Source organism: Clavibacter sp. AC415 (genome assembly GCF_979252985.1).
Map to the genome: position 1 here is coordinate 38,730 of NZ_CEEDAR010000016.1, position 23,056 is coordinate 61,785.

Annotated in this window: 18 protein-coding genes and 4 pseudogenes; 3 read left to right on the top strand and 19 right to left on the bottom strand. The window is 72.5% G+C overall.

Annotated elements, in window-relative coordinates; translation table 11 throughout:
• Nucleotides 1–16: 16 nt before the first annotated feature.
• The 7 genes and pseudogenes from ACZ411_RS07610 to ACZ411_RS07640 all read right to left on the bottom strand — a co-directional run bounded on the left by ACZ411_RS07610 (nt 17) and on the right by ACZ411_RS07640 (nt 8,488).
• Nucleotides 17–907, bottom strand: a complete 891-nt coding sequence (locus ACZ411_RS07610) for a shikimate dehydrogenase (protein ID WP_464169681.1) — start codon at nt 905–907, stop codon at nt 17–19.
• A complete protein-coding gene (gene mltG / locus ACZ411_RS07615) occupies nt 900–2,027 on the bottom strand; it encodes an endolytic transglycosylase MltG (protein WP_464169683.1) in 1,128 nt (375 codons plus the stop codon). The genes ACZ411_RS07610 and mltG overlap by 8 nt, the downstream gene beginning before the upstream one ends.
• A 493-nt stretch (nt 2,028–2,520) precedes the next feature.
• Nucleotides 2,521–3,007: pseudogene (gene ruvX / locus ACZ411_RS07620) on the bottom strand (Holliday junction resolvase RuvX).
• Nucleotides 3,007–5,664 (bottom strand): annotated as a pseudogene (gene alaS / locus ACZ411_RS07625) (alanine--tRNA ligase). Before alaS ends, ruvX begins: the two co-directional pseudogenes overlap by 1 nt.
• A 5-nt stretch (nt 5,665–5,669) precedes the next feature.
• The gene (locus tag ACZ411_RS07630) at nt 5,670–5,891 is read right to left on the bottom strand and encodes a hypothetical protein (protein WP_094116033.1); all 222 of its coding nucleotides are present in this window, start codon (nt 5,889–5,891) and stop codon (nt 5,670–5,672) included.
• Between the two features lie 261 nt (nt 5,892–6,152).
• Nucleotides 6,153–6,782, bottom strand: coding sequence for a 30S ribosomal protein S4 (gene rpsD / locus ACZ411_RS07635; protein WP_012038492.1), 630 nt, complete (start codon nt 6,780–6,782; stop codon nt 6,153–6,155).
• Nucleotides 6,783–7,054: 272 nt separating this feature from the next.
• On the bottom strand, nt 7,055–8,488 hold the full coding sequence (locus ACZ411_RS07640) for a replication-associated recombination protein A (protein ID WP_464169691.1): 1,434 nt from the start codon (nt 8,486–8,488) through the stop codon (nt 7,055–7,057).
• Between the two features lie 72 nt (nt 8,489–8,560).
• Between ACZ411_RS07640 and ACZ411_RS07645 the strand changes: the two genes are divergently transcribed.
• The 3 genes and pseudogenes from ACZ411_RS07645 (at nt 8,561) to ACZ411_RS07655 (ending at nt 11,482) form a co-directional block, all read left to right on the top strand.
• Nucleotides 8,561–9,346: a peptidylprolyl isomerase gene (locus ACZ411_RS07645; RefSeq protein WP_464169693.1), complete on the top strand. Its 786-nt coding sequence runs from the start codon at nt 8,561–8,563 to the stop codon at nt 9,344–9,346.
• A gap of 199 nt (nt 9,347–9,545) precedes the next feature.
• Nucleotides 9,546–10,777: pseudogene (locus ACZ411_RS07650) on the top strand (DUF349 domain-containing protein).
• 87 nt (nt 10,778–10,864) lie between these two features.
• Nucleotides 10,865–11,482, top strand: a complete 618-nt coding sequence (locus ACZ411_RS07655) for a type IV toxin-antitoxin system AbiEi family antitoxin (protein ID WP_104343724.1) — start codon at nt 10,865–10,867, stop codon at nt 11,480–11,482.
• Here the strand turns inward: ACZ411_RS07655 and ACZ411_RS07660 are convergent.
• The 12 genes and pseudogenes from ACZ411_RS07660 to ACZ411_RS07715 form a co-directional block, all read right to left on the bottom strand.
• The gene (locus ACZ411_RS07660; RefSeq protein ID WP_464169695.1) at nt 11,469–13,718 is read right to left on the bottom strand and encodes a RelA/SpoT family protein; all 2,250 of its coding nucleotides are present in this window, start codon (nt 13,716–13,718) and stop codon (nt 11,469–11,471) included. The two genes, ACZ411_RS07655 and ACZ411_RS07660, sit on opposite strands and share 14 nt — an antisense overlap.
• 161 nt (nt 13,719–13,879) lie before the next feature.
• Nucleotides 13,880–14,239 (bottom strand): rhodanese-like domain-containing protein, encoded by a 360-nt coding sequence (locus ACZ411_RS07665; RefSeq protein ID WP_094116037.1) that lies wholly within the window; start codon nt 14,237–14,239, stop codon nt 13,880–13,882.
• Nucleotides 14,236–15,246, bottom strand: coding sequence for a protein translocase subunit SecF (gene secF, locus ACZ411_RS07670; RefSeq protein ID WP_464169698.1), 1,011 nt, complete (start codon nt 15,244–15,246; stop codon nt 14,236–14,238). Before secF ends, ACZ411_RS07665 begins: the two co-directional genes overlap by 4 nt.
• Nucleotides 15,246–17,090 carry a protein translocase subunit SecD gene (gene secD, locus ACZ411_RS07675; protein WP_464169700.1) on the bottom strand — a complete coding sequence of 615 codons (1,845 nt, stop codon included), beginning with the start codon at nt 17,088–17,090 and terminating at the stop codon, nt 15,246–15,248. The genes secF and secD overlap by 1 nt, the downstream gene beginning before the upstream one ends.
• A 130-nt stretch (nt 17,091–17,220) precedes the next feature.
• Nucleotides 17,221–17,607 carry a preprotein translocase subunit YajC gene (gene yajC, locus ACZ411_RS07680; protein ID WP_464169702.1) on the bottom strand — a complete coding sequence of 129 codons (387 nt, stop codon included), beginning with the start codon at nt 17,605–17,607 and terminating at the stop codon, nt 17,221–17,223.
• A 76-nt stretch (nt 17,608–17,683) separates the two neighbouring features.
• Nucleotides 17,684–18,784 carry a Holliday junction branch migration DNA helicase RuvB gene (ruvB, locus tag ACZ411_RS07685; RefSeq protein ID WP_258070182.1) on the bottom strand — a complete coding sequence of 367 codons (1,101 nt, stop codon included), beginning with the start codon at nt 18,782–18,784 and terminating at the stop codon, nt 17,684–17,686.
• Nucleotides 18,781–19,419, bottom strand: a complete 639-nt coding sequence (ruvA, locus tag ACZ411_RS07690) for a Holliday junction branch migration protein RuvA (protein WP_464169705.1) — start codon at nt 19,417–19,419, stop codon at nt 18,781–18,783. The genes ruvB and ruvA overlap by 4 nt, the downstream gene beginning before the upstream one ends.
• 17 nt (nt 19,420–19,436) lie before the next feature.
• The gene (gene ruvC, locus ACZ411_RS07695) at nt 19,437–20,045 is read right to left on the bottom strand and encodes a crossover junction endodeoxyribonuclease RuvC (RefSeq protein WP_104343755.1); all 609 of its coding nucleotides are present in this window, start codon (nt 20,043–20,045) and stop codon (nt 19,437–19,439) included.
• 47 nt (nt 20,046–20,092) lie between these two features.
• On the bottom strand, nt 20,093–20,857 hold the full coding sequence (locus ACZ411_RS07700) for a YebC/PmpR family DNA-binding transcriptional regulator (RefSeq protein ID WP_094116042.1): 765 nt from the start codon (nt 20,855–20,857) through the stop codon (nt 20,093–20,095).
• Nucleotides 20,858–20,933: 76 nt separating this feature from the next.
• Entirely contained in the window at nt 20,934–21,563 is a 630-nt protein-coding gene (pdxT, locus tag ACZ411_RS07705) for a pyridoxal 5'-phosphate synthase glutaminase subunit PdxT (protein WP_104289825.1), read from the bottom strand.
• Nucleotides 21,553–22,455 (bottom strand): pyridoxal 5'-phosphate synthase lyase subunit PdxS, encoded by a 903-nt coding sequence (gene pdxS / locus ACZ411_RS07710; protein WP_464169707.1) that lies wholly within the window; start codon nt 22,453–22,455, stop codon nt 21,553–21,555. Before pdxS ends, pdxT begins: the two co-directional genes overlap by 11 nt.
• Before the next feature lie 13 nt (nt 22,456–22,468).
• Nucleotides 22,469–23,054 (bottom strand): annotated as a pseudogene (locus ACZ411_RS07715) (HIT family protein).
• Nucleotides 23,055–23,056: the final 2 nt, after the last annotated feature.

Genomic DNA, 23,056 nt, shown 5'->3' on the forward strand with positions numbered 1-23,056 from the left:
GGGGCCGCCCGGCGGGTCAGGCGCCGGTCCAGGGCCTCCCTGGATGACGCCCGACGCTCGCCCGCATCGCGGCGAGCACCCGCCCCTCATCGGCGACCGCACGCTCCGCGTCACCGCCGACGAACAGGCGCACCTGGATGAGCGCCTGCTGCACGAGCATGTCGATGCCGGGCACGACCCGCCCGCCCGCGCGCTCCCACGCGTCGGCGATGCCGGTCGGCCACGGCGCGTAGGTCACGTCGAGGAGCGCCGCGTCGGCCGCGAGCCGCGCCGGGATCGCGACCTCGGACGCGGCATCGCCGGGGAGCGTGCTGATCGCCGTGTCGGCACCCGCCAGGACCGTGGACGCGTCGTGCAACGGGACGATGCGCAGCGCCAGGCCGAGCTCGTCGGCCAGGGCGTCGAGCTCCCGGGCGCGCTCGGGGCGCCGGGCCGCGACGGCGACGCGCGCGGCCCCCAGGTCGCGGAGCGCCACCAGTGCGGAGCGGGCCGTGGATCCCGCGCCCAGGACGACCGCGTCCGTCGCCCCGGCGACCCCGGCGTCGCCCAACGCGCGCACGATCCCCGCCACGTCGGTGTTGTGGCCGCGGCGGGTCGCCCGACCGGCTGCGCTCGGCTCCTGCACGAGCGTGTTCGCGGCGCCGGCCAGCCGTGCCGTCTCGTCGACGTGGTCGAGCAGCGGGAGCACGTCGCGCTTGAGCGGCATGGTGAGCGACAGGCCGCGCCATCCGGATCCGAGCCCCGCGACGAGATCCGCGAGCTCCGCCCCCGTGCACTCCACGGCCTCGTACGACCAGTCGAGTCCGAGCACGTCGTAGGCGGCGAGGTGCAGGCGCGGGGACAGCGAGTGGGCGATGGGGCTGCCGAGGACCGCCAGCCGCACGGCCGGCGTCCGCGGGTCAGCCATTGCCGGGGTTGTCCCGCATGAACTGCTGCCACTGGGCGACGGCCTTGAGGTGGTCGTCGTAGGACTCCGAGAACACCGTGTCGCCCGTGATCGTGTTGATCGTCACGAAGTACAGCCACGGGCCGTCCGCCGGAGCGATCGCGGCCTTGATGGCGACGTCGCCCGGGTTCGAGATGGGCCCGATCGGGAGGCCTGGGTGCACGTAGGTGTTGTAGGGGTTGTCGTCGGCCCGCTCGGCGTCGGTCGTCGTGACCCGACCCGCCGACTCGGCGCCGTAGGCGACGGTGGCGTCGGACTGCAGGAGCATGCCGATGTCGATGCGGTTCTGGAAGACGCGGGAGACCTTGTAGAAGTCCTCCTCGAAGCGCGCCTCCTTCTGGATCAGCGCCGCCATCGTCAGGACGCGGTGCCGGTCCCCGGGGGCGACGCCGGCCTCGTCGAGCGCCTGGAAGGTGCGCGCCACCATGGTCCGCACCATGTCGGCGGCCGACGTCCCAGGCGGGAAGTCGTAGGTCGCGGGGAAGAGGTAGCCCTCGATGCTGGGCGCCTCGGCGGGGAGGCCGAGCGCGCCGAGATCCGCGACCGCGGCCTCCAGGTCGGCGACGGGGGTGCCGGTGCCCTCGGCGACGAGCTCGAACGCCTGGGCGGCGGTCTGCCCCTCGGGGATGGTGACCTTCGCCTGCACCTGGCTCGCCGGATCCTGCAGCAGCGCCAGCGCGGACGCCGCGCTCATCTGCTTCCGCAGCGTGTACGTGCCCGGCTGGAACACGACCTCCCCGGAGCTGACGACGGCCTGGTAGAACGCCTTCGACGTCTTCACCACGTCCTGCTCGGCGAGCGTGTCGCCGATGGTGCTGCCGGTGTCGCCGGTCTTGACGACGACCTGGACCTCCCCGGAGCCCTCGCCGTCGTAGTCCGTGGGCTCCGCGGGGGTCAGGAGCGCCGAGACGACGGGACCGAACAGCGACGTCGCGATGACGGCGGCGCCGCCGAACAGCACGACCAGCAGCACGAGGACGTAGGGCCACTTGGGGTGGCGGCGCTTCGGCCTGGGAGCGGCGGGAGCGGGTTCCCGCGGCGGCGTCCGGCGGCCGCGGTCGCCGTCACCGGCGGAGGGCACGGCGGGCCGCGCACCCGCGGGTCGGCTCCGTGGCGGCCGCGGCGATCCCGGCCGCCGCGGCGGAGGCTGCGGACGTGTCGCCCGCGGCGGCGGACGCCGATGTCGAGGCGGCGGCGGCCGCCGAGGCCGGCGAGCCGGGAGACGAGGAGCCGGGGACGAGGAGCCGGGGGACGAGGAGATCGAGGGCGACGCGGCGTCCGGGGCCGGTGCATCCGGCCGCCTCGCGGTCGAGGCCCCGGCGGGTGGCGCGTCACCGGCGTCGGAAGCCGTGTGCGACCCCGCCTCCGCGGCCTCGCGCAGTGCACGGAGCTCGCGTCGCGTCATGGGAGCGCCGGTCCCGATGCCGGGTCCGGCGCCGCGCGGCGCGTCCTCGGTGCGGGGGGCGGGGGCGGGACCCGCATCGGGGCGAGCCGCGGCACCATCGCCGAACAGGCTCTCGAAGGGGTCGCCACCCGCACCCGCTGCCGTCGTGGCGCGTCGGGTGGGGTCGGTCTCAGGCGTGTCGGTCAGGATCGACTCGGTTCCTCGGGACGAGAGCACCGGGTGGGGAGCCGGCGGTGCGCTCGCTCTCGAGCGCATGTTGAAGGATTATAACGGCCGCTGCCTGGTCGATCACGGGCCGCTGCTTGCGGGAGCCCCGGCCGGACGACCGCAGGGCGCTCTGCGCGGAGACCGTCGAGAGCCGTTCGTCCACGAGCCGGACCGGCGTCCAGGTGGCGTCCGCGAGGCGGCGGGCGAACCCCTCCGCGTCCTCCGTCGACGCCGTGGCGCGTCCGGAGAGCGCGAAGCGGCAGGCCCACGACGAGCTCGACGCAGTCGATCTCCGCGGCCACCTCGAGGATGCGGCGGATGTCGGCGGAGCCGCCCGCATCGCGCGGGACGGTCTCCACCGGCGTCGCGATCAGCCCGTGCGGATCGCAGCGGGCGAGGCCGATGCGCGCCTTCCCCACGTCGACGGCGACGCGCGAGCCCATCCGCATCAGGACGCGAGCGCCTGGCGGACGGCGGCGAGGGCCTCCGGGATGGCCGACACGTCGGATCCGCCGCCCTGGGCGAGGTCGTCCTTGCCGCCGCCGCCTCCGCCGAGCACCGCGGCGGCGGCGCGGGCGAGCTGCCCGGCCTTGGCCCCGGCATCTCGGGCGGCCTGGTTGGTGGCCACGATGACGGTCGGCTTGCCCGCGGCGTCGCCGGCCAGCGCGACGACAACCGGGTCGGAGCCGGCGCGCTCGCGCACGAGGGTCACGAGCTGGCGCACCTCGTCCGCCGAGCGGACGCTGCCGAGCGCCTCCTGGATGAGCGTCACCGATCCGACGCGCGAGCCCTGCGCGAGCAGAGCGGGCACGCGCTGCTGGAGCGCCTGCGCCTCGAAGTCCGCGATGCGGCGCTCCGCGGTCCTCAGGTTCGCCATGAGGTCGGCGATGCGGTCCGGGAGCTGCTCGCGCGGCGTCTTGAGGCTCGACGTGAGCTGCGACACGATGGCGCGCTCGACGGCCAGGTCCTGGAACGCCTCGCGGCCGACGAGGGACTCGATGCGGCGGTTGGTCGAGCCGACGGACGACTCCCCCACCACGTTGATCAGGCCGATCTGGGCGCTGGAGGACACGTGGGTGCCCGCGCACAGCTCGCGCGACCACGGACCGCCGATGTCGACGACGCGCACGGTGTCGCCGTACTTCTCGCCGAACAGCGCCATGGCGCCGAGCTGCTTCGCCTCGTCGATGGGCATCACGCGCGTGACGACCTGCAGGTCGTCACGGACGGCGCCGTTGGCGATGTCCTCGATCTCGCTGCGCGTCTCGGGCGACAGGGCCTGGTTCCACGCGAAGTCGAGGCGCATGTAGCCGGCGCGGTTGTACGAGCCGGACTGGTGCGCGTCCTGGCCGAGCACCTGGCGGAGGGCGGCGTGCACGAGGTGGGTGCCGGAGTGCGCCTGCGTCGCGCCGCGTCGCCAGTCGGCGTCGACAACCGTGGTGGCGGCGTCGCCGACGCCCACCTCGCCGGAGCGCACCTGCACGCGGTGGCTGATGAGGCCCTTCACGGGCTTCTGCACGTCGAGGACCTCGAGGTCGAAGCCCTGGCCGACGATGCTGCCGGCGTCGGCCTCCTGGCCGCCGGACTCCGCGTAGAGGCTCGTCTCGGGGAGGATGACCTCCGCGATGTCGCCGACGACGGCGTGGTCGACGCTGTGGCCGCCGACGATGAGGCCGAGGATCGTCGTGCCCGTCTCGAGCTCGTCGTAGCCCGTGAAGCGGGTCTCGCCCGCCGCACGGAACTCGCTGTAGACCGTGAGGTCGGCGAGGGCGGTCTTCTCGTCCGCGCATCGGCCTTGGCGCGCGTGCGCTGCTCGGCCATGAGGCGGTCGAACGCCTCGCGGTCGACAGTCAGGCCGTTCTCCTCCGCCATCTCGAGGGTCAGGTCGATGGGGAACCCGAAGGTGTCGTGCAGCAGGAACGCGGTGTCGCCCGCGATGCGCTCGCCGCCCTTCGCCTTCGTCTCGCCCACGGCGACGTCGAGGATCGTGGTGCCGCCGGAGAGGGTGCGGAGGAAGGTCTCCTCCTCCGCGTAGGCGAGGCGCGAGATGCGGTCGAAGTCGTCCCGACACCTCGGGATAGGCGGCCTTCATCGCGTCGCGCGACGCGGGGAACAGCTCGCCGAAGGTCGCCGTGTCGACGCCCATGAGGCGCATGGCCCGGACGGTGCGGCGCATCAGGCGGCGCAGGATGTAGCCGCGCCCCTCGTTCGACGGACGCACGCCGTCGGACATGAGCATGAGGGAGGAGCGGACGTGGTCGGCGACGATGCGCATGCGCACGTCGTCCTCGTGGTCGGCGCCGTAGCGGCGGCCCGCGATGCCGGCCGCGCGGTCGAGGACCGGGCGCACCTGGTCGATCTCGTACATGTTCTCGACGCCCTGCTTGAGGAAGGCGACGCGCTCGAGGCCCATCCCGGTGTCGATGTTCTTCTTCGGCAGGTCGCCGAGGATCTCGAAGTCGGCCTTTCCCGTCCCCTGCCCGCGCAGGTACTGCATGAAGACGAGGTTCCAGATCTCCACGTACCGGTCGTCGTCGGTGGCGGGGCCGCCGTCCTGGCCGTAGGCCGGGCCGCGGTCGAAGAAGATCTCGGAGCAGGGGCCCGCGGGGCCGGGCTGGCCGGTGTGCCAGTAGTTGGTGTCACGGCCGAGACCCTGGATGCGGTCGTCCGGGAGGCCCGCGATGCGCTTCCACGCCTGCCGCGCCTCGTCGTCCTCGCGGTAGACGGTCACCCAGAGGTCGTCCGGGTGGAACCCGAGGCCGCCGTCGGCCTCGCTCGTGGTGAGCAGCTCCCAGGCGTAGGCGATGGCCTGCTCCTTGAAGTAGTCGCCGAACGAGAAGTTGCCGTTCATCTGGAAGAAGGTGCCGTGGCGCGGTGTGCGCCCGACCTCCTCGATGTCGAGGGTGCGGATGCACTTCTGCACGCTCGTGGCGCGCGGGAAGGGCGCGGGCACGACGCCCGTGAGGTAGGGGACGAACGGCACCATCCCGGCCACCGTGAACAGGAGGGTCGGGTCCTCGCTCACGAGGGAGGCCGACGGCACGACGGTGTGCCCCCGGTCGCCGAAGTACGTCAGCCAGGCGTTGCGGATGTCTGCGGTCTGCATGCGGTCTACTGCTTTCCCAGCTCGGTGATGGTGTCCTCGGCCTCGCCCACGGCGGAGCGGAGCTCGGCCTCGCGGCGGCGGTAGCCGTCCTCGACGGCCTCGCCGAAGCGGCGGGCGCGGTCGTTGACGTCCTGGAAGAGGCGGTGCCCGGCCTCGGTGCGGTCGACCTGGTGGGCGATCGCGAAGCCGATGACGACCCCCACGGCGATGAGGACGAGGTTCTTCATGCTTCTCCCCTTCCGGGAGGTCCACCCCTCGCGAGGAGGGTGTCGAGCGGTGCGCGCGGCCCTTCAGGGCCGAGGGCGATCCTACCGGCCGGGCCGGACGGCTCCTCCGGCGGGTCGGGCCGGACGCCTCCTCCGGCGGGTCGGCCGCCTCCCCCGGCGGGTCGGCCGCGTAGGACTACCTGCCGGCCCGCCCCCTGCCGGAGACGCCGCGAGGCGGGCCGCCCCGGAGGGCGACCCGCCTCGCGGACGGTGGTGCGGTGCCTAGCGTGCCGCGTAGTACTCGACGACCAGCTGGACCTCGCAGGTCACGGGGACCTCGGCGCGCTTCGGCAGGCGCACGAGGCGGGCCTGGAGCTTGTCGAGCTCGACCTCGAGGTACGAGGGGAGCTTCGGCAGCACGTCGGCGTGACCACCGGCGGCGGCGACCTGGAAGGGCTCGGTGCCCTCGGAGCGCGGCTTGACGTGGATCATCTGGCCGGCCTTCACGCGGAAGGAGGGGCGGTCGACGATCTTGCCGTCGACCATGATGTGACGGTGCACGACGAGCTGGCGGGCCTGCGCCGTGGTGCGCGCGAGGCCGGAGCGGACGACGAGCGCGTCGAGGCGCTGCTCGAGGATCTCGACCAGGTTCTCACCGGTCAGGCCCTGGGTGCGGCGCGCCTCCTGGAAGGCGATCTTGAGCTGGGCCTCGCGGATGCCGTACTGGGCGCGCAGACGCTGCTTCTCGCGCAGGCGGACGGCGTAGTCGCTGTCCTGCTTGCGCTTGGACCGGCCGTGCTCGCCCGGCGCGTAGGGGCGCTTCTCGAGGTACTTGGCCGCCTTCGGCGTGAGCGGGATGCCCAGCGCGCGGGAGAGGCGGGTCTTGCTGCGGGTGCGTGACTTGGTGGACACGTTTTCCTTCCAGGGAGAAAGTCTCTGACTACGGGTGGTGCAGGGCGTCCGCGCACACGCATGGGCGCGCGACGATCGATCCCGCTGATGCGGGTCCTGCGGAAGTAGAGGGATTCGCCACGGGTCGTCCGGCTACAGGACGTGTCCCTTGGATCTGGATGTCGACGCAGCCGCACGCGACACCCCATCTAGGCGTCAGCAAGAGTAGCACGGGAACGCCGCGCACCGGGGTGCCCGGCGCGCCGTGCCCGGTGCACCCCCACCGCGTCGCCTCAGCCGCCGCGGACGATGCGCCGCAGCCTCTCGAGCCGCGCCGACAGGTCCCGCTCGTGCCCGTGCTGCGTGGGCGAGTAGTAGGTGCGGCCGACCAGCTCGTCGGGGAGGTACTGCTGCGTCACGACGCCGATGTCGGCGTCGTGGGGGTAGCGGTACCCCTTCCCGTGCCCGAGGCGCTTCGCCCCGGGGTAGTGGGCGTCGCGCAGGTGCAGCGGGACGCGGCCGAAGGCGCCGGCGCGGACGTCCGCGATGGCCTGGTCGATGCCCAGGTAGGACGCGTTCGACTTGGGCGCGGTCGCGAGGTGCACCACGGCCTGCGCCAGCGGGATCCGCCCCTCCGGCATGCCGATGAGCTGCACCGCGTCGGCCGCCGCCACCGCGACCACGAGCGCCTGCGGGTCGGCGAGGCCGATGTCCTCCGACGCGGACACGATGATCCGGCGGGCGATGAAGCGCGGGTCCTCCCCCGCCTCGATCATGCGGGCCAGGTAGTGGAGGGCCGCATCGACGTCCGATCCGCGGATCGACTTGATGAAGGCGCTGATGACGTCGTAGTGCTCATCCCCGTTGCGGTCGTAGCGCAGGAGCGCCCGGTCGACCGCCAGGGCGACCTGCTCGGTGGAGATGGGCACGGGTGCGGGGTCCGCGGCCGGGGCCGTCGCGCGTGATCGGTCGCGGTCCTCACCCTCGTCGCCGTCCTCGGCGTCGTCCTCCGCATCCCCGGCCGCCGCCCGCGCCTTCCCCGCGGCATCCGCCTGGGCCGAGACCGCGGCTGCCTCGAGCGCCGTCAGCGCGCGCCGGGCGTCGCCCGAGGCGAGGCGGATGATCATGGCCCGCGCGTCGTCGTCGAGCGAGAAGCGCCCGCCGAGGCCGCGCGCGTCCGCGACGGCGCGGTCGACGAGCACACCGAGGTCGTCGTCGTCGAGCTGCTCGAGCGTCAGCAGGAGGCTCCGCGACAGCAGCGGGGAGATGACGGAGAAGGACGGGTTCTCCGTGGTCGCCGCGATGAGGATCACCCACCCGTTCTCCACCCCCGGGAGCAGCGCGTCCTGCTGCGCCTTGGTGAAGCGGTGGATCTCGTCGAGGAACAGCACCGTGGAGACGCCGAAGAGGTCGCGGTCGCTGAGCGCCTTCTCCATCACCTGACGGACGTCGCGCACGCCCGCGGTCACGGCGGAGAGCTCGACGAAGCGCCGGCTGGACCCGTGGGCGATGGCCTGGGCGAGCGTCGTCTTCCCGGTCCCGGGCGGTCCCCACAGGATGATCGAGACGGAGCCCTGCTCGCCCGCGACGTCGGACGCGAGGCTCACGAGGGGGGATCCCGGCGTCAGCAGGTGGCGCTGACCGGTGACCTCGTCGAGGCTCCGGGGACGCATCCGGACGGCCAGGGGCGTGGCCCCCGAGCGGAGGCCCGGTCGCGTGTCGGTCATGACCTCGATGGTAGGCGCGACCGGCTAGTGTTCCCGTACCGCCGCCTCGGGCGGGACCGAGCGGAGGACGCCGTGGCCCCCAGGAACGACCGCGCAGCCCGCGAGGCCCAGGCCCGGCTCCGGCGCTACGCCGCGCGTCGGGAGCTCCACGCACGCGCCGTGCGGCGCCGACGTCGCGACGACCTCGTGGCCGTCGTCGGCGTGGTCCTCGTCGCCGCGCTCGCGGTCGGCGCGCAGCTCGCCTGGCAGGCGGGGCCGGGCGCCCCCGAGCCCGCGGCGTCCGCCTCCCCGACCCCCGACGCCGCCACGCCCACCGCCGACCCGGCGGACACGCAGGACCTCCCGCCCGCCACCCTCGCCGAGGATCGGACGTGGACGGGCTCGCTCGTCCTCAACGGCGACGTGACGCTCGGGGTCGAGCTCGACGGACGATCCGCCCCCCAGTCCGTGTCGGTGCTCGTCTCGCTCGCGCAGAGCGGCTGGTACGCCGACCGCACGTGCCACCGCCTCACCACGGCGCTGTTCCAGTGCGGGAGCGCCGACGGCCAGGGCGGCGGCGACGCCGGCTTCACCTACGGGCCGGTCGAGGACGCGCCCGAGGACGGCGCCTACCCGGCCGGCACGATCGCCATGGCCCGCGGGGAGAGCCCGGACAGCCAGTCCGGCCAGTTCTTCGTGGTCTACCGCGACACCCGGCTCGACACCTCCACCGGCGGCTACACGGTGGTGGGCCGCGCGACCTCCGGGCTCGACGACTACGTGGCCCGCATCGCCGACCAGGGCATCACGCCCGGCGCGTCCGCGGAGGACGGCGCCCCGGTGGTGCCCACCACGATCACGAGCCTGACCCTCGGCTGACGGCCGCCGCAGGTCCTCACGAGCGCCTGCGAGCGGGAGCCGGTTCCGCCCGCGACCGCGCCGCGGCGCCCCCCGCTCGGGCATGATCGGTACGGCGGCCTGCGCCCGCTCCCGGACGATCCCGCCCGGGAGCCGTGCTCTAGGCTGACGTGCACGTCTCCGAACCGGTCCGGCCGGTCCTATGAACAAGGTGGAATCCGTGGCTGACAACGATCAGACCCCCTGGGGCCGCGTCGACGAGACGGGCACCGTCTTCCTGCGCGAGGGCGACGGCGAACGCGCCGTCGGCCAGTACCCCGACGGGACCCCCGAGGAGGCGCTGGCCTACTTCCAGCGCAAGTTCACCGACCTCGCCGGGCAGGTCACGCTCCTGGAGCAGCGCGCCAAGCGCGGAGCCCCGGCGGCGGACGTCTCCAAGGCCGTCGCGCACCTCATAGAGGCCGTGGACGGGGCGAACGCCGTCGGCGACCTCGGCGCGCTCCGCACCCGCCTCGACGTGCTCGCGGCCACCGTGGGCGAGCTCACGGAGAAGCAGGGCGAGGAGCAGCGGCAGGTCGTGCAGGGCGCCATCGCCGAGCGCACCTCCATCGTCGAGGAGACCGAGCGCCTCGCGGCCCAGGACTTCTCGAAGGTGCAGTGGAAGCAGCTGACCGCCGAGGTGGACGCGCTGTTCGTCCGCTGGCAGCAGCACCAGCAGACGGGCCCTCGTCTGCCGAAGAACGACGCGAACGAGCTCTGGAAGCGCTTCCGCACCGCGCGCTCCACCATCGACACCGAGCGGAAGGCGTTCTTCGCCGAGCTCGACAACGCGCACAAGGACGCCCGCTCCAAGAAGCAGGCCATCGTCGAGCAGGCCCGCGCCCTCGAGCCGCAGGGCGTCGGCGGCATCCCCGCCTACCGCCGCCTCCTCGACGAGTGGAAGCTCGCCGGACGTGCGGGAAGCGCTACGACGACGCGCTGTGGGCGCAGTTCAAGGCAGCGGGAGACGTGCTCTACGGCGCGAAGGCCGAGGTCGACGCCGCGGACGACGAGGAGCAGCAGGCCAACCTCGCGGCGAAGCTCGCGCTCCTCGACGAGGCCGAGCCCGTCCTCCAGATCACCGACCGCACCGCCGCCCGCGACAAGCTGACGGCCATCCAGCTCCGCTGGGACGCCGTCGGCCGCGTCCCGCGCGACAGCGTGAAGACGGTGGAGGACCGCCTCCGCAAGGTCGAGACGCACGTCCGCACCCTGGACGAGGAGTTCTGGCGCAAGAACAACCCGGAGACCAAGGCGCGGTCCGAGGGTCTCGCCAGCCAGCTGGGCGCGGCCATCGACAAGCTGCAGCGCGAGCTCGACGCGGCGAAGGCCGACGGGGACGCGCGCCGCATCTCGGACGCCGAGGAGGCACTGGCTGCCCGCCGCGTCTGGCTGGACGCCCTCGGCTCCTAGCTCTCCCTCCGCACGTCGTCGGCCCGGGCTCTCCACAGGAGCCCGGGCCGTCGCCCGTCCGCCCTCCGCCGATGGCATGGTGCGCCCATGTCCCCCCGCCTCGCACCCGTCCTGTCCGTCCTCGACCTCCCGCTCGCGGAGCTCTGCTCCGCCCGCCTCGACGGCGAGGTGTACGAGGTCGACGCCTGCTACTCCCCCGTCGACGAGCTCGCCTCGCCGTGGCTCCGGGCGGCGGCGCTCGCCGCCCAGGTGCCGTCGCGCCTCATCGCCGAGCGCACCACGGCGGCATGGGTGCACGGCGCCGTCCGCCTCCCGCCGCGCACGCACGAGTACTGCGTCGACAGCGTCGCCAGATGCCACCCGCCGGCGCTCCGGAACGTGCGGATCCGCGAGGTCGTCCTCGCCGAACGCGACACCGTGGTCCTCGCCGGCCTCCGCGTCACCACCCCGCTCCGCACCCTCTGCGACATCGCGCGAACCGTGTCCGACCTCGCTCCGCGCTACGAGCGCGCCTGCCTCGGTCTCCTCCGGCTGCCCGGCGTCACGGTCGAGGGTGCCCGCGAGCACCTCGCCTCGAGCGGGGCGCTCCCCGACAAGCGCCGCGCGCTCCAGCGGCTCGACGCCCTCGCGCTCCGCGCGTCCTCCGCCCGGGGCACGGACGGGTCGGACGCCGACGACGGCGCGTGGCCGGTCAGCCCCCGTTGACCCGGTACACGTCGTACACCGCGTCGATCCGGCGCACCGCGTTGAGCACGCGGTCCAGATGCGTCACGTCGCCCATCTCGAAGACGAAGCGGCTGATCGCCAGCCGGTTGGACGACGTCGACACCGAAGCCGACAGGATGTTGACGTGGTGCTCCGAGAGCACGCGCGTCACGTCGCTGAGGAGGCCGGAACGATCCAGCGCCTCCACCTGGATGTGCACGAGGAAGAGGCTCTTCGACGACGGCGCCCACTCCACCTCGATCATGCGGTCCGGCTCCGCCCGCAGCGAGTCCACGTTGTGGCAGTTCGCCTGATGCACCGAGACGCCGGCGCCGCGCGTGACGAAGCCGATGATGTCGTCGCCGGGCACGGGCGTGCAGCACTTCGCCAGCTTCACGAGGATGTCGGGCGCGCCGCGCACGAGCACCCCGGAGTCGCTGTTGCGGGACACCCGCGAGCGCTGCGTGACGGCGAAGACCTCCTCGGCCTCGCCGCCGCTGTCGCCCTGGATGGAGGAGAGCACCTTCTCGATCACCGACTGGGTGGAGACGTGGCCCTCGCCGACGGCCGCGTACAGAGCGGCGACGTCGTCGTACTTCATGCTCTGGGCGACGTCGGAGAACGCGTCCTGGTTCATGAGCTTCTGCAGCGGGAGGTTCTGCTTCCGCATGGCACGGGCGATCGCGTCCTTGCCCTGCTCGATCGCCTCCTCGCGGCGCTCCTTCGTGAACCACTGCTTGATCTTGTTGCGCGCGCGAGCGCTCTTCACGAACGCCAGCCAGTCCTTGCTGGGACCGCTGTCCGGGTTCTTCGACGTGAACACCTCGACCACGTCACCCGTGGTCAGCGGGTTCTCGAGCGGCACCAGCCGGCCGTTCACCTTGGCGCCCATCGTCCGATGGCCGACGTCCGTGTGCACCGCGTACGCGAAGTCGACGGGCGTGCCGCCTGCGGGCAGGCCGATGACCTTCCCGTGCGGGGTGAAGACGTAGACCTCCTTGGCGCCGATCTCGAAGCGCAGCGAGTCGAGGAACTCCCCGGGGTCGGCCGTCTCGGACTGCCAGTCCGAGATGTGCGCGAGCCATGCGAGGTCGGTGTCGCCCTGGGGCGACACCTCCGCGGCGCGCCCGCCGTTCATCCGCTCCTTGTACTTCCAGTGCGCCGCGACTCCGAACTCCGCGCGCTGGTGCATCTCGTGCGTGCGGATCTGGATCTCCACCGGACGCCCCTTCGGCCCGATGACCGTCGTGTGCAGCGACTGGTAGAGGTTGAACTTCGGGGTGGCGATGTAGTCCTTGAAGCGACCGGGAACCGGCGTCCAGCGGGCGTGGATCGCGCCGAGCACCGCGTAGCAGTCGCGCAGCGAGTCGACGAGCACGCGGATCCCGACCAGGTCGTAGATCTCGTCGAACTCGCGGCCGCGGACCACCATCTTCTGGTAGATCGAGTAGTACTGCTTGGGTCGGCCCGCGACCTTCCCGCGGATGCGGGCCGAGCGCAGGTCGTCGTTCACGCTGTCGATGACCTGCTGCACGAACTCCTCGCGCTGCGGGGTCCGCTGCTTGACGAGGTTCTCGATCTCGACGTAGATCTTGGGGTAGAGGACCGCGAACGACAGGTCCTCCAGCTCCCACTTGATGGTGGAGATGCCGAGCCGGTGCGCGAGCGGCGCGTAGATCTCGAGGGTCTCCTTGGCCTTCCGCTCCGCCGAGGCGGACTCCACGAAGCCCCAGGTGCGCGCGTTGTGCAGCCGGTCGGCGAGCTTGACCACCAGCACCCGGATGTCCTTCGACATCGCCACGACCATCTTCCGGACGGTCTCCGCCTGCGCGCTGTCGCCGTACTTGAGCTTGTCGAGCTTGGTGACCCCGTCGACCAGCATGGCGATCTCGTCGCCGAAGTCGTGGCGGAGCATGTCGAGCGTGTACTCGGTGTCCTCGACCGTGTCGTGGAGCAGGGCGGCCGCGAGCGTCTTGGGGCCGATGCCGAGGTCGGCGAGGATCTGCGCGACGGCCACCGGATGGGTGATGTAGGGCTCGCCGCTCTTGCGCTTCTGCCCTTCGTGGGCGCGCTCCGCGACCGCGTATGCCCGCTCGATGAGGCTCATGTCGGCCTTGGGGTGGTGGAGGCGCGCGGTGCGGATCAGCTGCTCGACCGCGCCGGCGGGCTGCGCGCGCGAGAACAGGCGGGGCACCAGGCGCCGGAGCGACGCCGTGCTCGAGGTCGTCTCCGTCATCGTCCAACCTCCCAGGCGTGTGCTGGAGACCAAATTATCACCGCGTCCGCTGGCTCCCGACCACGGACGCCGTCCTGACGCGCACAGGCCCGCCCGCCGTTCGGAAGCTCATGGCGCAGGAGGCGAATGCCCGTCGACCGTGACGTCCGCGATGGAAGCGGTCAGGCGACGCGGCCCGGTCCTCCGTCGTCGGTCACGACGTCGCCGCCCATCTCCGACCACGCGTGCATGCCGCCCGTGATGTTGGACGCCGCGAACCCGCCCCGCAGGAGGGCCTGCGTCGCGAGGGACGAGCGGTGCCCAGAGCGGCAGACGACCACGATGTGCTCGTCCGTCGGGAGCTCGTCGACCCGTGCCTGCAGGTCGCCCAGGGGGATGTGGTGCGCCGCGGCGGAGTGCCCGGCCTCCCACTCGTCGGGCTCCCGCACGTCGAGCAGCCAGGAGTCGCCGGTCGCGGTCCGGGCCTTGGCGGTCGCTGCATCGAGGTCCTCGGGGACGCCGGCCCCGTGCGCGCTGCTCACGACTCCACCGACACGGCGGCACGCTCGGCCTGGGCCCGGCTGGCGGCGGTGGCCGCCAGCGCGTCCCCGCGCTTCACCTTCGGCTCGCCCTCGCGGAGGTGCGCGTACAGCGGCGCGGCGATGAAGATCGTCGAGTAGGTGCCGACGATGATGCCGATGAACAGCGACAGCGCGATGTCGCGGAGCGTCCCGGCCCCGAGCACCACGGCACCGATGAACAGGATCGAGCCGACCGGCAGGATGGCGACGATCGAGGTGTTGATCGACCGCACCAGCGTCTGGTTGACGGCGAGGTTGACCGACTGCCCGAAGGTCCGGCGGGATTCCTGCCCGTCCTCCGCGGTGTTCTCGCGGATCTTGTCGAAGACCACGACCGTGTCGTACAGCGAGTAGCCGAGGATCGTGAGGAACCCGATGACGGCGGCCGGCGTGACCTCGAAGCCCGTGATGCCGTAGATCCCCGCCGTGAGGACCAGATCGTGCAGCAGCGCGACGATGGCGGCCACGGACATCTTCCACGTGCGGAAGTACACGGACATGACCACGGCGGCCAGCGCGAGGAAGACCACGAGGCCCCACAGCGCCTGCCGGGTGATGTCCTGGCCCCAGGACGGCCCGATGAAGGACTCCGTGACGCTCGACGTCTCCACGCCGTACGCGGTCGCGAGCGCCTGGCGGACGGCGGTGCTGTCCGCCGGCTCCAGCTGATCCGTCTGGACGCGCACCGCGTCGGATCCGACCGACGAGACGCGCGCCGGGACCGACGTGACCGTGGCGACCGCGTCGTTGGCGATGTCCTGCGACTGCGACTCCACGCCGCTCACCGTGTACTCGGATCCGCCCGTGAACTCGATGCCGAACGTGAATCCGCCGCGGAGGAGCGGCCCGAGGATGGAGATGAGGATGCAGACGGCGGCGATGCCGTACCAGAGCCGACGGCGCCCGACGATGTCGAACGAGCGCTTGCCCGTGTAGAGGTCGTTGCCGAACTCGGAGAAGCCAGCCATCAGTCGTCCCTGCTCGTGTCGTCGGCCCGCGGCGCGTCGAGGGTCGCGGTCTTCGTGGATCCGGTCGCGCCGCCCTGGGCGGCCTTGCGCTCGGCGATGGTCTGGCGGCGGGCCGCCTCCTTGGCGGCTGCGGCACCCCGCCCGCTGGCAGCGGTGGGGGTGCGGAACGTGGCCCGTCCCCGGTAGACCGCGCCGAGGGCGCGCGGGTCGAGCCCGCTCATGCGGTGGCCCTCCGCGAAGAACCGCCGGTTGGCGAGCAGCTGCAGGATCGGGTGGGTGAACAGCGACACCACGATGAGGTCGATGATGGTCGTCAGCCCGAGGGTGAGCGCGAAGCCCTTGACGTTGCCCACCGCGAGGACGAACAGCACGGCCGCGGCGAGGAAGTTCACCGTGTCCGACGCGATGATCGTCCGGAGGGCCCGCTTCCAGCCCTGCTCGACCGACGAGACGAGACCGCGACCGTCACGGAGCTCGTCCTTGATGCGCTCGAAGTAGACGATGAACGAGTCCGCCGTGATGCCGATGGCCACGATGAGCCCCGCCACCCCGGCGAGCGAGAGCCGGTACCCCTCCCGCCAGCTGAGAAGCGTGATGAGCAGGTACGTGATGACCGCGGCGATCACGAGCGACGCGATAGTGACCATGCCGAGCGCCCGGTACTGCACGAGCGAGTACAGCACGACGAGCACGAGCCCGATGAGGCCGGCGATGAGGCCGCTGGTGAGCTGAGACGAGCCCAGGGTCGCCGAGATCACGTCCGAGCTCTGCAGCGTGAAGCTCAGCGGCAGGGCGCCGAACTTCAGCTGGTCGGCCAGGGCCTTGGCGCTCTCCTGCGTGAAGTTGCCCGTGATGGACGGCTTGCCGTTGGTGACGACGCCCTGGGTGACCGGGGCGCTGATGACCTCGTTGTCGAGCACGAACGCGAACTGGTTCCGCGGGGACTCCAGCGTGATGAGGCGCGTCGACATGTCGCCGAACTGCTGCGTCCCGTCGCCGTCGAAGACCAGGTTGACGGACCAGGTGCCGGTGCTGACGCCCTGGCTGGACTGCTGCAGGCCGCTCGTGGCGTCGGAGATGGTGCTGCCGTCGACCTCGACCGGGCCGAGCACGTACTTCGCCGCTCCGTCGTCGGAGCAGGAGATGATCGCGCGGTCGGCGGGAGCCGCCTGGCCGTCGCTCTCCGGGGCGGTCGCGCAGTCGTACGCGGCGAACTCCGCCTGGAGCCGCGGCGTGACCCACGAGATGTCGCTGGGGCCCGTCGGCTCGGCGGTGGGCTCGTCGGAGAGCGTGGCGGGATCCGGCGTGGCCTCAGCCGCGGGAGTCTCGGCGGCGGGCGTCTCGGCGGCGGGCGTCTGGCCCTCGACCGTCGGCGTCGCGCCGTCGGCGGGTGCCGAGCCGTCGGTGGCGGTCGGGGTCGGCGTGGCGCCGACCGACGCGGTGCCGGCGGCGCCGATGAGCACGGGGCGCAGCTCGAGCTTCGCGGAGGACTGCAGCCGCTGCATGGTGGCCGCGTCGGGCTCACCCGGCAGGCTCACGACGATGTCGCTGCCGCCCTGCGTGGTGATCTCGGCCTCGGAGACGCCGCTCGCGTCCACGCGCTGGCGGATGATGGAGACGGCCTGGGCGAGCTGCTCGCTGGTGGGCCCGGAGGACGATCCGTCGAGCTGCGGCGCGAGGATGATCTGCGTCCCGCCCTCGAGGTCGAGGGCCAGCTTCGGGGTCCAGGACCCGTTGCTGAAGGCGACGCTCGCGGCGTTCCCGCCGGCCAGCAGGCCGATGATGACGAGCAGCCAGACGAGCTTGCGTCGGGCCTTGCGTACGGGTGTGGGCGACTTTGCCACCTGGACACTCGACTTTCTTCACGGTGGGCCGGCGGGATCCGCGGAGCGCCCCGGATGGAGGGTGGGAGCGGGGCCGGGCGGCATGCCGCCCGGGATCGGACGGACGGCCGGTGGCCGCCCGTCCGCTGGATCAGGAGCGGCCGGTGGGGGCGTCGCCGTCGTCGAGGCGGCGGGCGGACGCGTCCGTGGTGCCCTTCTCGTCGACGACGTCGGTGGCCGGGGCGTCGTCCACCAGGACGGAGGCGTCCTCGGCGACGGTCGGCTCGACCACGCGGGCGATCGTCTGGCGGTGCAGCTTCAGCACCGTGCCGGGCGAGACCTCCAGGTAGGCGAGGTTGTTCTCCTCGTCGAAGGACACGAGGGTGCCGTAGATGCCGGACGCGGTCATGACCTCGGCTCCGGGGACCATCTGGGTCTGGAGCGCGGCGAGGTCCTTCTGACGCTTCCGGCTGTTGCGGAACATGAAGAAGATGAGCAGCGCCAGGACGGCGAACATGATCAGGGTGAACGGGTCCATGCGGGACGGGCCTTTCAGGTGCTGAGGGGTGACGGACACGACGAACCGGCGACGTTCCGCGGGAGGCCAGCTTGAATCATAGGCCATCGCCGAACAGGGGCTCCTGGGGACTCCGAGCCCCCGGTGCGCGGGCCGTGCCCGGCGCGGAGGACGCGGCCTCGCCCGGCAGGGCGGGCGCCTCGAGGCCGAAGTGCCGCCACGCCGCCGGGGTCGCCACCCGACCGCGGGGCGTGCGCGTGACGAGGCCGATCCGCACGAGGAAGGGCTCGACGACCGACTCGATGGTCTCGGCCTCCTCCCCCACCGACACCGCGAGCGTGTTGAGCCCGACCGGGCCGCCGCCGAAGCGCGTGAGGATGCCCCGCATCACGGCGCGGTCGAGGCGGTCGAGGCCGAGGGGATCCACGTCGTACAGGTCGAGCGCGGCGCGCACCGACTCGACGCCCGCCTCCGTCCCGTGCACGAGGGCGTAGTCCCGCACCCGCCGGAGGAGGCGGTTGGCGATGCGCGGCGTCCCCCGGCACCGACCGGCGATCTCGGCGACGGCCGCGCGCGCGATCTCGAGGCCGAGCATCCGCGCGGCGCGCTCGATGACCTGTTCCAGCTCGTGCGTCTCGTAGAACTCGAGGTGCGCCGTGAAGCCGAACCGGTCCCGCAGCGGGCTCGGGAGCATGCCCGAGCGCGTCGTGGCGCCGACCAGGGTGAAGGGCGACAGCTCCAACGGGATGGAGGTCGCGCCCGCGCCCTTGCCCACCATGATGTCGATGCGGAAGTCCTCCATCGCGAGGTAGAGCATCTCCTCGGCCGACCGCGCCATGCGGTGGATCTCGTCGACGAACAGGATCTCGCCCGGCACCAGCGCGGACAGCACGGCGGCGAGGTCGCCCGCGTGCTGGATGGCCGGCCCGCTCGTGAGGCGCAGCGGCCGGCGGCTCTCCTCCGCGACGATCATCGCGAGCGTGGTCTTGCCGAGCCCGGGCGGGCCCGCGAGCAGGATGTGGTCGGGCGAGCGGTTCTGCATGGCCGCCGCGGTGAGCAGCAGCTCGAGCTGCCCGCGGACCTTGACCTGCCCGACGAACTCCGACAGCGAGCGCGGACGCAGGGCCCCCTCGAAGGCGAGCTCGGCGTCGGACTCGGGGACGGGGCTGGAGGCGTCCCCGTGCGCGAGGCCGCTCACCGCTCGCCCGTCGCGCCGGACGCGCCCGCCGGCTGCTGCGGTCCCAGCATGCCGAGCGCGACGCGGAGGAGGCGGGGCATGTCGGCGGGAGCGTCGGCGTCCGCGGCCGCGGCGACGGCGTCGTCGACCGCCGTGCGGGCGACGCGCTCGGACCAGCCGAGCCCGATGAGCGCCGTGACGACGTCGGCGCCGACCGCGCCGACCGCATCCGGCACCGGTCGCGTCCGCGGAGCCGTCACGAAGATCTTCCCCGCGAGCTGCAGGACGATGAGCTTGGCCGTCTTCGGGCCGATGCCGGACACCCGGCGGAAGACGGCATCGTCCTCCGCGGCGACCGCTCGCGCCATGGCCTCCGGGTCGAGGTGCTCGAGCACGGCGAGGGCGGACTTCGGGCCCACGCCGGTGACGCCGCACAGCAGCTCGAAGGCCCGGAGCTCGTCGGGCCCGGGGAAGCCGAAGAGGGTGAGCGAGTCCTCGCGCACGACGAGCGATGTGAGGACGGTGGCCTCGGATCCGTGACGCAGCTCGAGCGCGTGCCGCGGCGTCACGGAGACGCCGTAGCCGACGCCCTGCACCTCCAGCAGGAGGGTCTGACCGGAGACGGACAGCACGGTGCCGCGGAGGGAGGAGATCACGCCCCCAACCCTACGAGCTAGCGCCGACCCCGCTGCGCACGCTCGGCAGCGAGCCAGGCGGACTGCGCGGCCGTCGGCCCGGCGGCCGGCGGCGCCCCCGGTGCGACCGCGCGCGGCACGGGCACCGGGGTGCCCGCGATGCCCGCACGGGACATGCCCGCGCGCCACCCGGCGCAGATGGCGAGTGCGAGGGCGTCCGAGGCGTCTGCCGGGGTCGGCAGCTCGTCGAGGCCGAGGATCCGGGCCACCATCGTCGCGACCTGCTTCTTGTCGGCCTGGCCGTAGCCGGTGACCGCGGCCTTCACCTCGCTCGGCGTGTGCATCGCGACGTCGAGGCCGCGACGGGCGGCGCCCACGAGGGCGACGCCCGTGATCTGGGCCACGCCCATGACGGTGGACACGTTGTCCTGTGCGAAGACGCGCTCGATGGCCACGACCGCCGGGCGGTGCCGGTCGACCAGCTCCTCGATGCCGTCGCCGACCGCGAGGAGCCGGTGATGGAGCTCCGTCGTCGGGCTCGTGCGCACGACCTGCACGTCGACGAGACGGGCGGAGCGGTCGGCGAAGACGTCCACGACGCCCACGCCGCACCGCGTCAGGCCGGGATCGATCCCCAGGATCCGCACGGACGTCATGCCACCCGCACCGCTCCCCGCGCGGCGGCGATGAGGGCCTACTCCTCGTCGTCGTCGAGCGCCGCCTGCACGTCGGCGGGCACGTCGCTGTTGATGTAGATGTTCTGGACGTCGTCCAGGTCCTCCATGGCGTCGACGAGCTTGTTGACCTTGCGCGCGGTCTCCAGGTCGACCTCGACCTTGACCTGCGGCACGAACTCCACGTCGGCGGAGTCGTAGTCGATGCCCGCCGCCTGGAGCGCCTGGCGCACGGCGACCATGTCCGAGGGCTCGCACTGGATCTCGAAGACCTCGCCGTGGTCGGTGACGTCCTCGGCGCCCGCGTCGAGGACGGCCGCCAGGACGTCGTCCTCGGTGGGGGTCTCCGCGTGCGGCACCGCGAGGACGCCCTTGCGGTGGAAGTTGTAGGCGACGCTGCCCGGGTCGGCCATGGTGCCGCCGTTGCGGCTCATCGCCGTGCGGACCTCCGCGGCCGCGCGGTTCTTGTTGTCCGTGAGGCACTCGACGAGCATGGCGACGCCGTTGGCCGCGTACCCCTCGTACATGATCGTCTGGTAGTCGACGACCTCGCCGAGCAGGCCGGCTCCGCGCTTCACCGCGCGGTCGATGTTGTCGTTCGGGACGCTGGTCTTCTTGGCCTTCTGCACCGCGTCGACGAGGGTCGGGTTGCCCGACATGTCGGCGCCGCCGATCTTCGCCGCGACCTCGATGTTCTTGATCAGCTTCGCGAACGACTTCGCCCGCCGCGAGTCGATGATCGCCTTCTTGTGCTTCGTGGTCGCCCACTTGGAATGTCCGGACACGGGTGGTTCTCCTTACGCGGCGTCTGCTCGCTGTCAATGATGGACCATCGGGCGGTCCCGCCGAGGGACCCCGGGGTCAGAGGGTGCGCCCCGCGTCCTCGACCATGTCGAGGAAGAGGCGGTGGAAGCGGAGGTCGCCGGTGACCTCCGGGTGGAACGACGTGCCGAGGAGCGCGCCCTGACGCACGGCGACCACGCGGCCGTCGTCGAGCGTTCCCAGCGCGCGTGCCCCCGGGCCCATCGAGTCCACCACGGGGGCGCGGATGAAGACCGCGTGCACGGGCGGGTCGCCCAGCTCGGGGACCTCGAGGTCCACCTCGAAGGACGACGTCTGCGATCCGAACGCGTTCCGGCGCACGGAGACGTCGAGACCGCCGATGCTCCGCTGGTCGTGGATGGCGTCCACGATCTCGTCCGCGAGCATGATGAGGCCGGCGCACGTGCCGTACACCGGCAGGCCGTCGTCGATGGCGGCGCGGAGCGGACCGGCGACGCCGAACTGCCGCGACAGCTTGTCCATGACGGTCGACTCGCCGCCCGGGATCACGAGCCCGGAGATGCCGGGGAGGTCCTTCGGCTGACGCACGAGCCGCGTGCGGGCGCCGAACCCCTCGAGCACCTGGACGTGCTCGCGGACGTCCCCCTGCAGCGCGAGGACGCCCACGACGGGGCCGTCCCCGTGCCGAGCCGAGGTGCTACCAGCCACGCTCGGCGAGGCGGTGCGGGGCGGGCACGTCGGCGACGTTGATCCCGACCATGGCCTCACCCAGCCCGCGCGACGCCTCGGCGATGGCGTCGGGGTCGTTGAACAGGGCCGTGGCCGTGACCACGGCCTTCGCGCGCGCCACCGGGTTGCCCGACTTGAAGATGCCGGATCCGACGAACACGCCGTCGGCGCCCAGCTGCATCATCATGGCGGCGTCCGCCGGGGTGGCCACGCCGCCCGCGGTGAAGAGCACGACCGGCAGCTGCCCCGTCGTGGCGACCTCGAGGACCAGGTCGTACGGCGCCTGCAGCTCCTTCGCCGCGACGTAGATCTCGTCGTGCGTGAGGGCGCTGAGCGCGCGGATCTCGGACTTGATGGTGCGGATGTGCTTCGTGGCCTCGGACACGTCGCCCGTGCCGGCCTCGCCCTTGGATCGGATCATCGCCGCGCCCTCGGTGATGCGCCGGAGCGCCTCGCCGAGCGTCGTGGCTCCGCACACGAAGGGGACGGTGAAGCCCCACTTGTCGATGTGGTTCACGTAGTCGGCCGGGCTCAGCACCTCGGACTCGTCGATGTAGTCGACCTCGAGGGACTGCAGCACCTGCGCCTCGACGAAGTGGCCGATGCGGGCCTTGGCCATGACCGGGATGGAGACCTCGGCCTTGATCTGGTCGATGAGATCGGGGTCGCTCATGCGGGCGACGCCGCCCTGGGAGCGGATGTCCGCGGGCACGCGCTCGAGCGCCATCACGGCGACCGCTCCCGCGTCCTCCGCGACGCGCGCCTGCTCGGCGTTGACGACGTCCATGATGACGCCGCCCTTGAGCATCTCCGCGAGTCCGCGCTTGACGCGGCTCGAGCCGACCTGTCCGGGGGTGTTGGTGTCAGTCATTGTGGTCCCTATCCTATTCGCCCGCCGCGGCGGGCCAGGCTGCTGCGATGGATGCACGGACGTCGCCGAGCAGCTGCGGCAGCGCCTTGGTCTTCGCGATGATCGGCAGGAAGTTCGCGTCCTGCCCCAGCGGGGCACGATGTGCTGGTGGAGGCGCTCGGCGATGCCGGCGCCCGCCACCTGCCCCTGGTTCATGCCGATGTTGTAGCCGTCGTTCCGGGATACCTCGCGGACGACGCGCATGGCGGTCTGCGTGAGGGAGCCGATCTCGGCGACCTCCTCCGGGCTGGCGAGGTCGTAGGTCGCGATGTGGCGGTACGGGCAGACGAGCAGGTGGCCGCTGTTGTACGGGAAGAGGTTCAGCAGCACGTAGGCGTGCTCGCCCCGCGCGACGATGAGCGCGTCCTCGTCCGACATCGACGGCGCGAGATGCAGAACGGGCACTCGTCGCGCTCCGGCTGCTGCCCGTTCTGGATGTAGACCATGCGGTGCGGTGTCCACAGCCGCTGGAACTCGTCCGGGACGCCCGCCAGGTGGCCGGGGTCGTCGACCCGCGGGGCGCCCTGCTCGTCGTCTCCCCCGGGCTCGTGGTCCGACAGCG

Excerpts from the sequence above, each read along its gene's own strand:
- ACZ411_RS07610 (WP_464169681.1), bottom strand. The coding sequence starts at position 907 with ATGGCTGACCCGCGGACGCCGGCCGTGCGGCTGGCGGTCCTCGGCAGC.
- ACZ411_RS07630 (WP_094116033.1), bottom strand. The coding sequence starts at position 5,891 with ATGAAGAACCTCGTCCTCATCGCCGTGGGGGTCGTCATCGGCTTCGCG.
- ACZ411_RS07640 (WP_464169691.1), bottom strand. The coding sequence starts at position 8,488 with ATGACCGACACGCGACCGGGCCTCCGCTCGGGGGCCACGCCCCTGGCC.
- ACZ411_RS07655 (WP_104343724.1), top strand. The coding sequence starts at position 10,865 with ATGTCCCCCCGCCTCGCACCCGTCCTGTCCGTCCTCGACCTCCCGCTC.
- ACZ411_RS07660 (WP_464169695.1), bottom strand. The coding sequence starts at position 13,718 with ATGACGGAGACGACCTCGAGCACGGCGTCGCTCCGGCGCCTGGTGCCC.
- secF (WP_464169698.1), bottom strand. The coding sequence starts at position 15,246 with ATGGCTGGCTTCTCCGAGTTCGGCAACGACCTCTACACGGGCAAGCGC.
- yajC (WP_464169702.1), bottom strand. The coding sequence starts at position 17,607 with ATGGACCCGTTCACCCTGATCATGTTCGCCGTCCTGGCGCTGCTCATC.
- pdxS (WP_464169707.1), bottom strand. The coding sequence starts at position 22,455 with ATGACTGACACCAACACCCCCGGACAGGTCGGCTCGAGCCGCGTCAAG.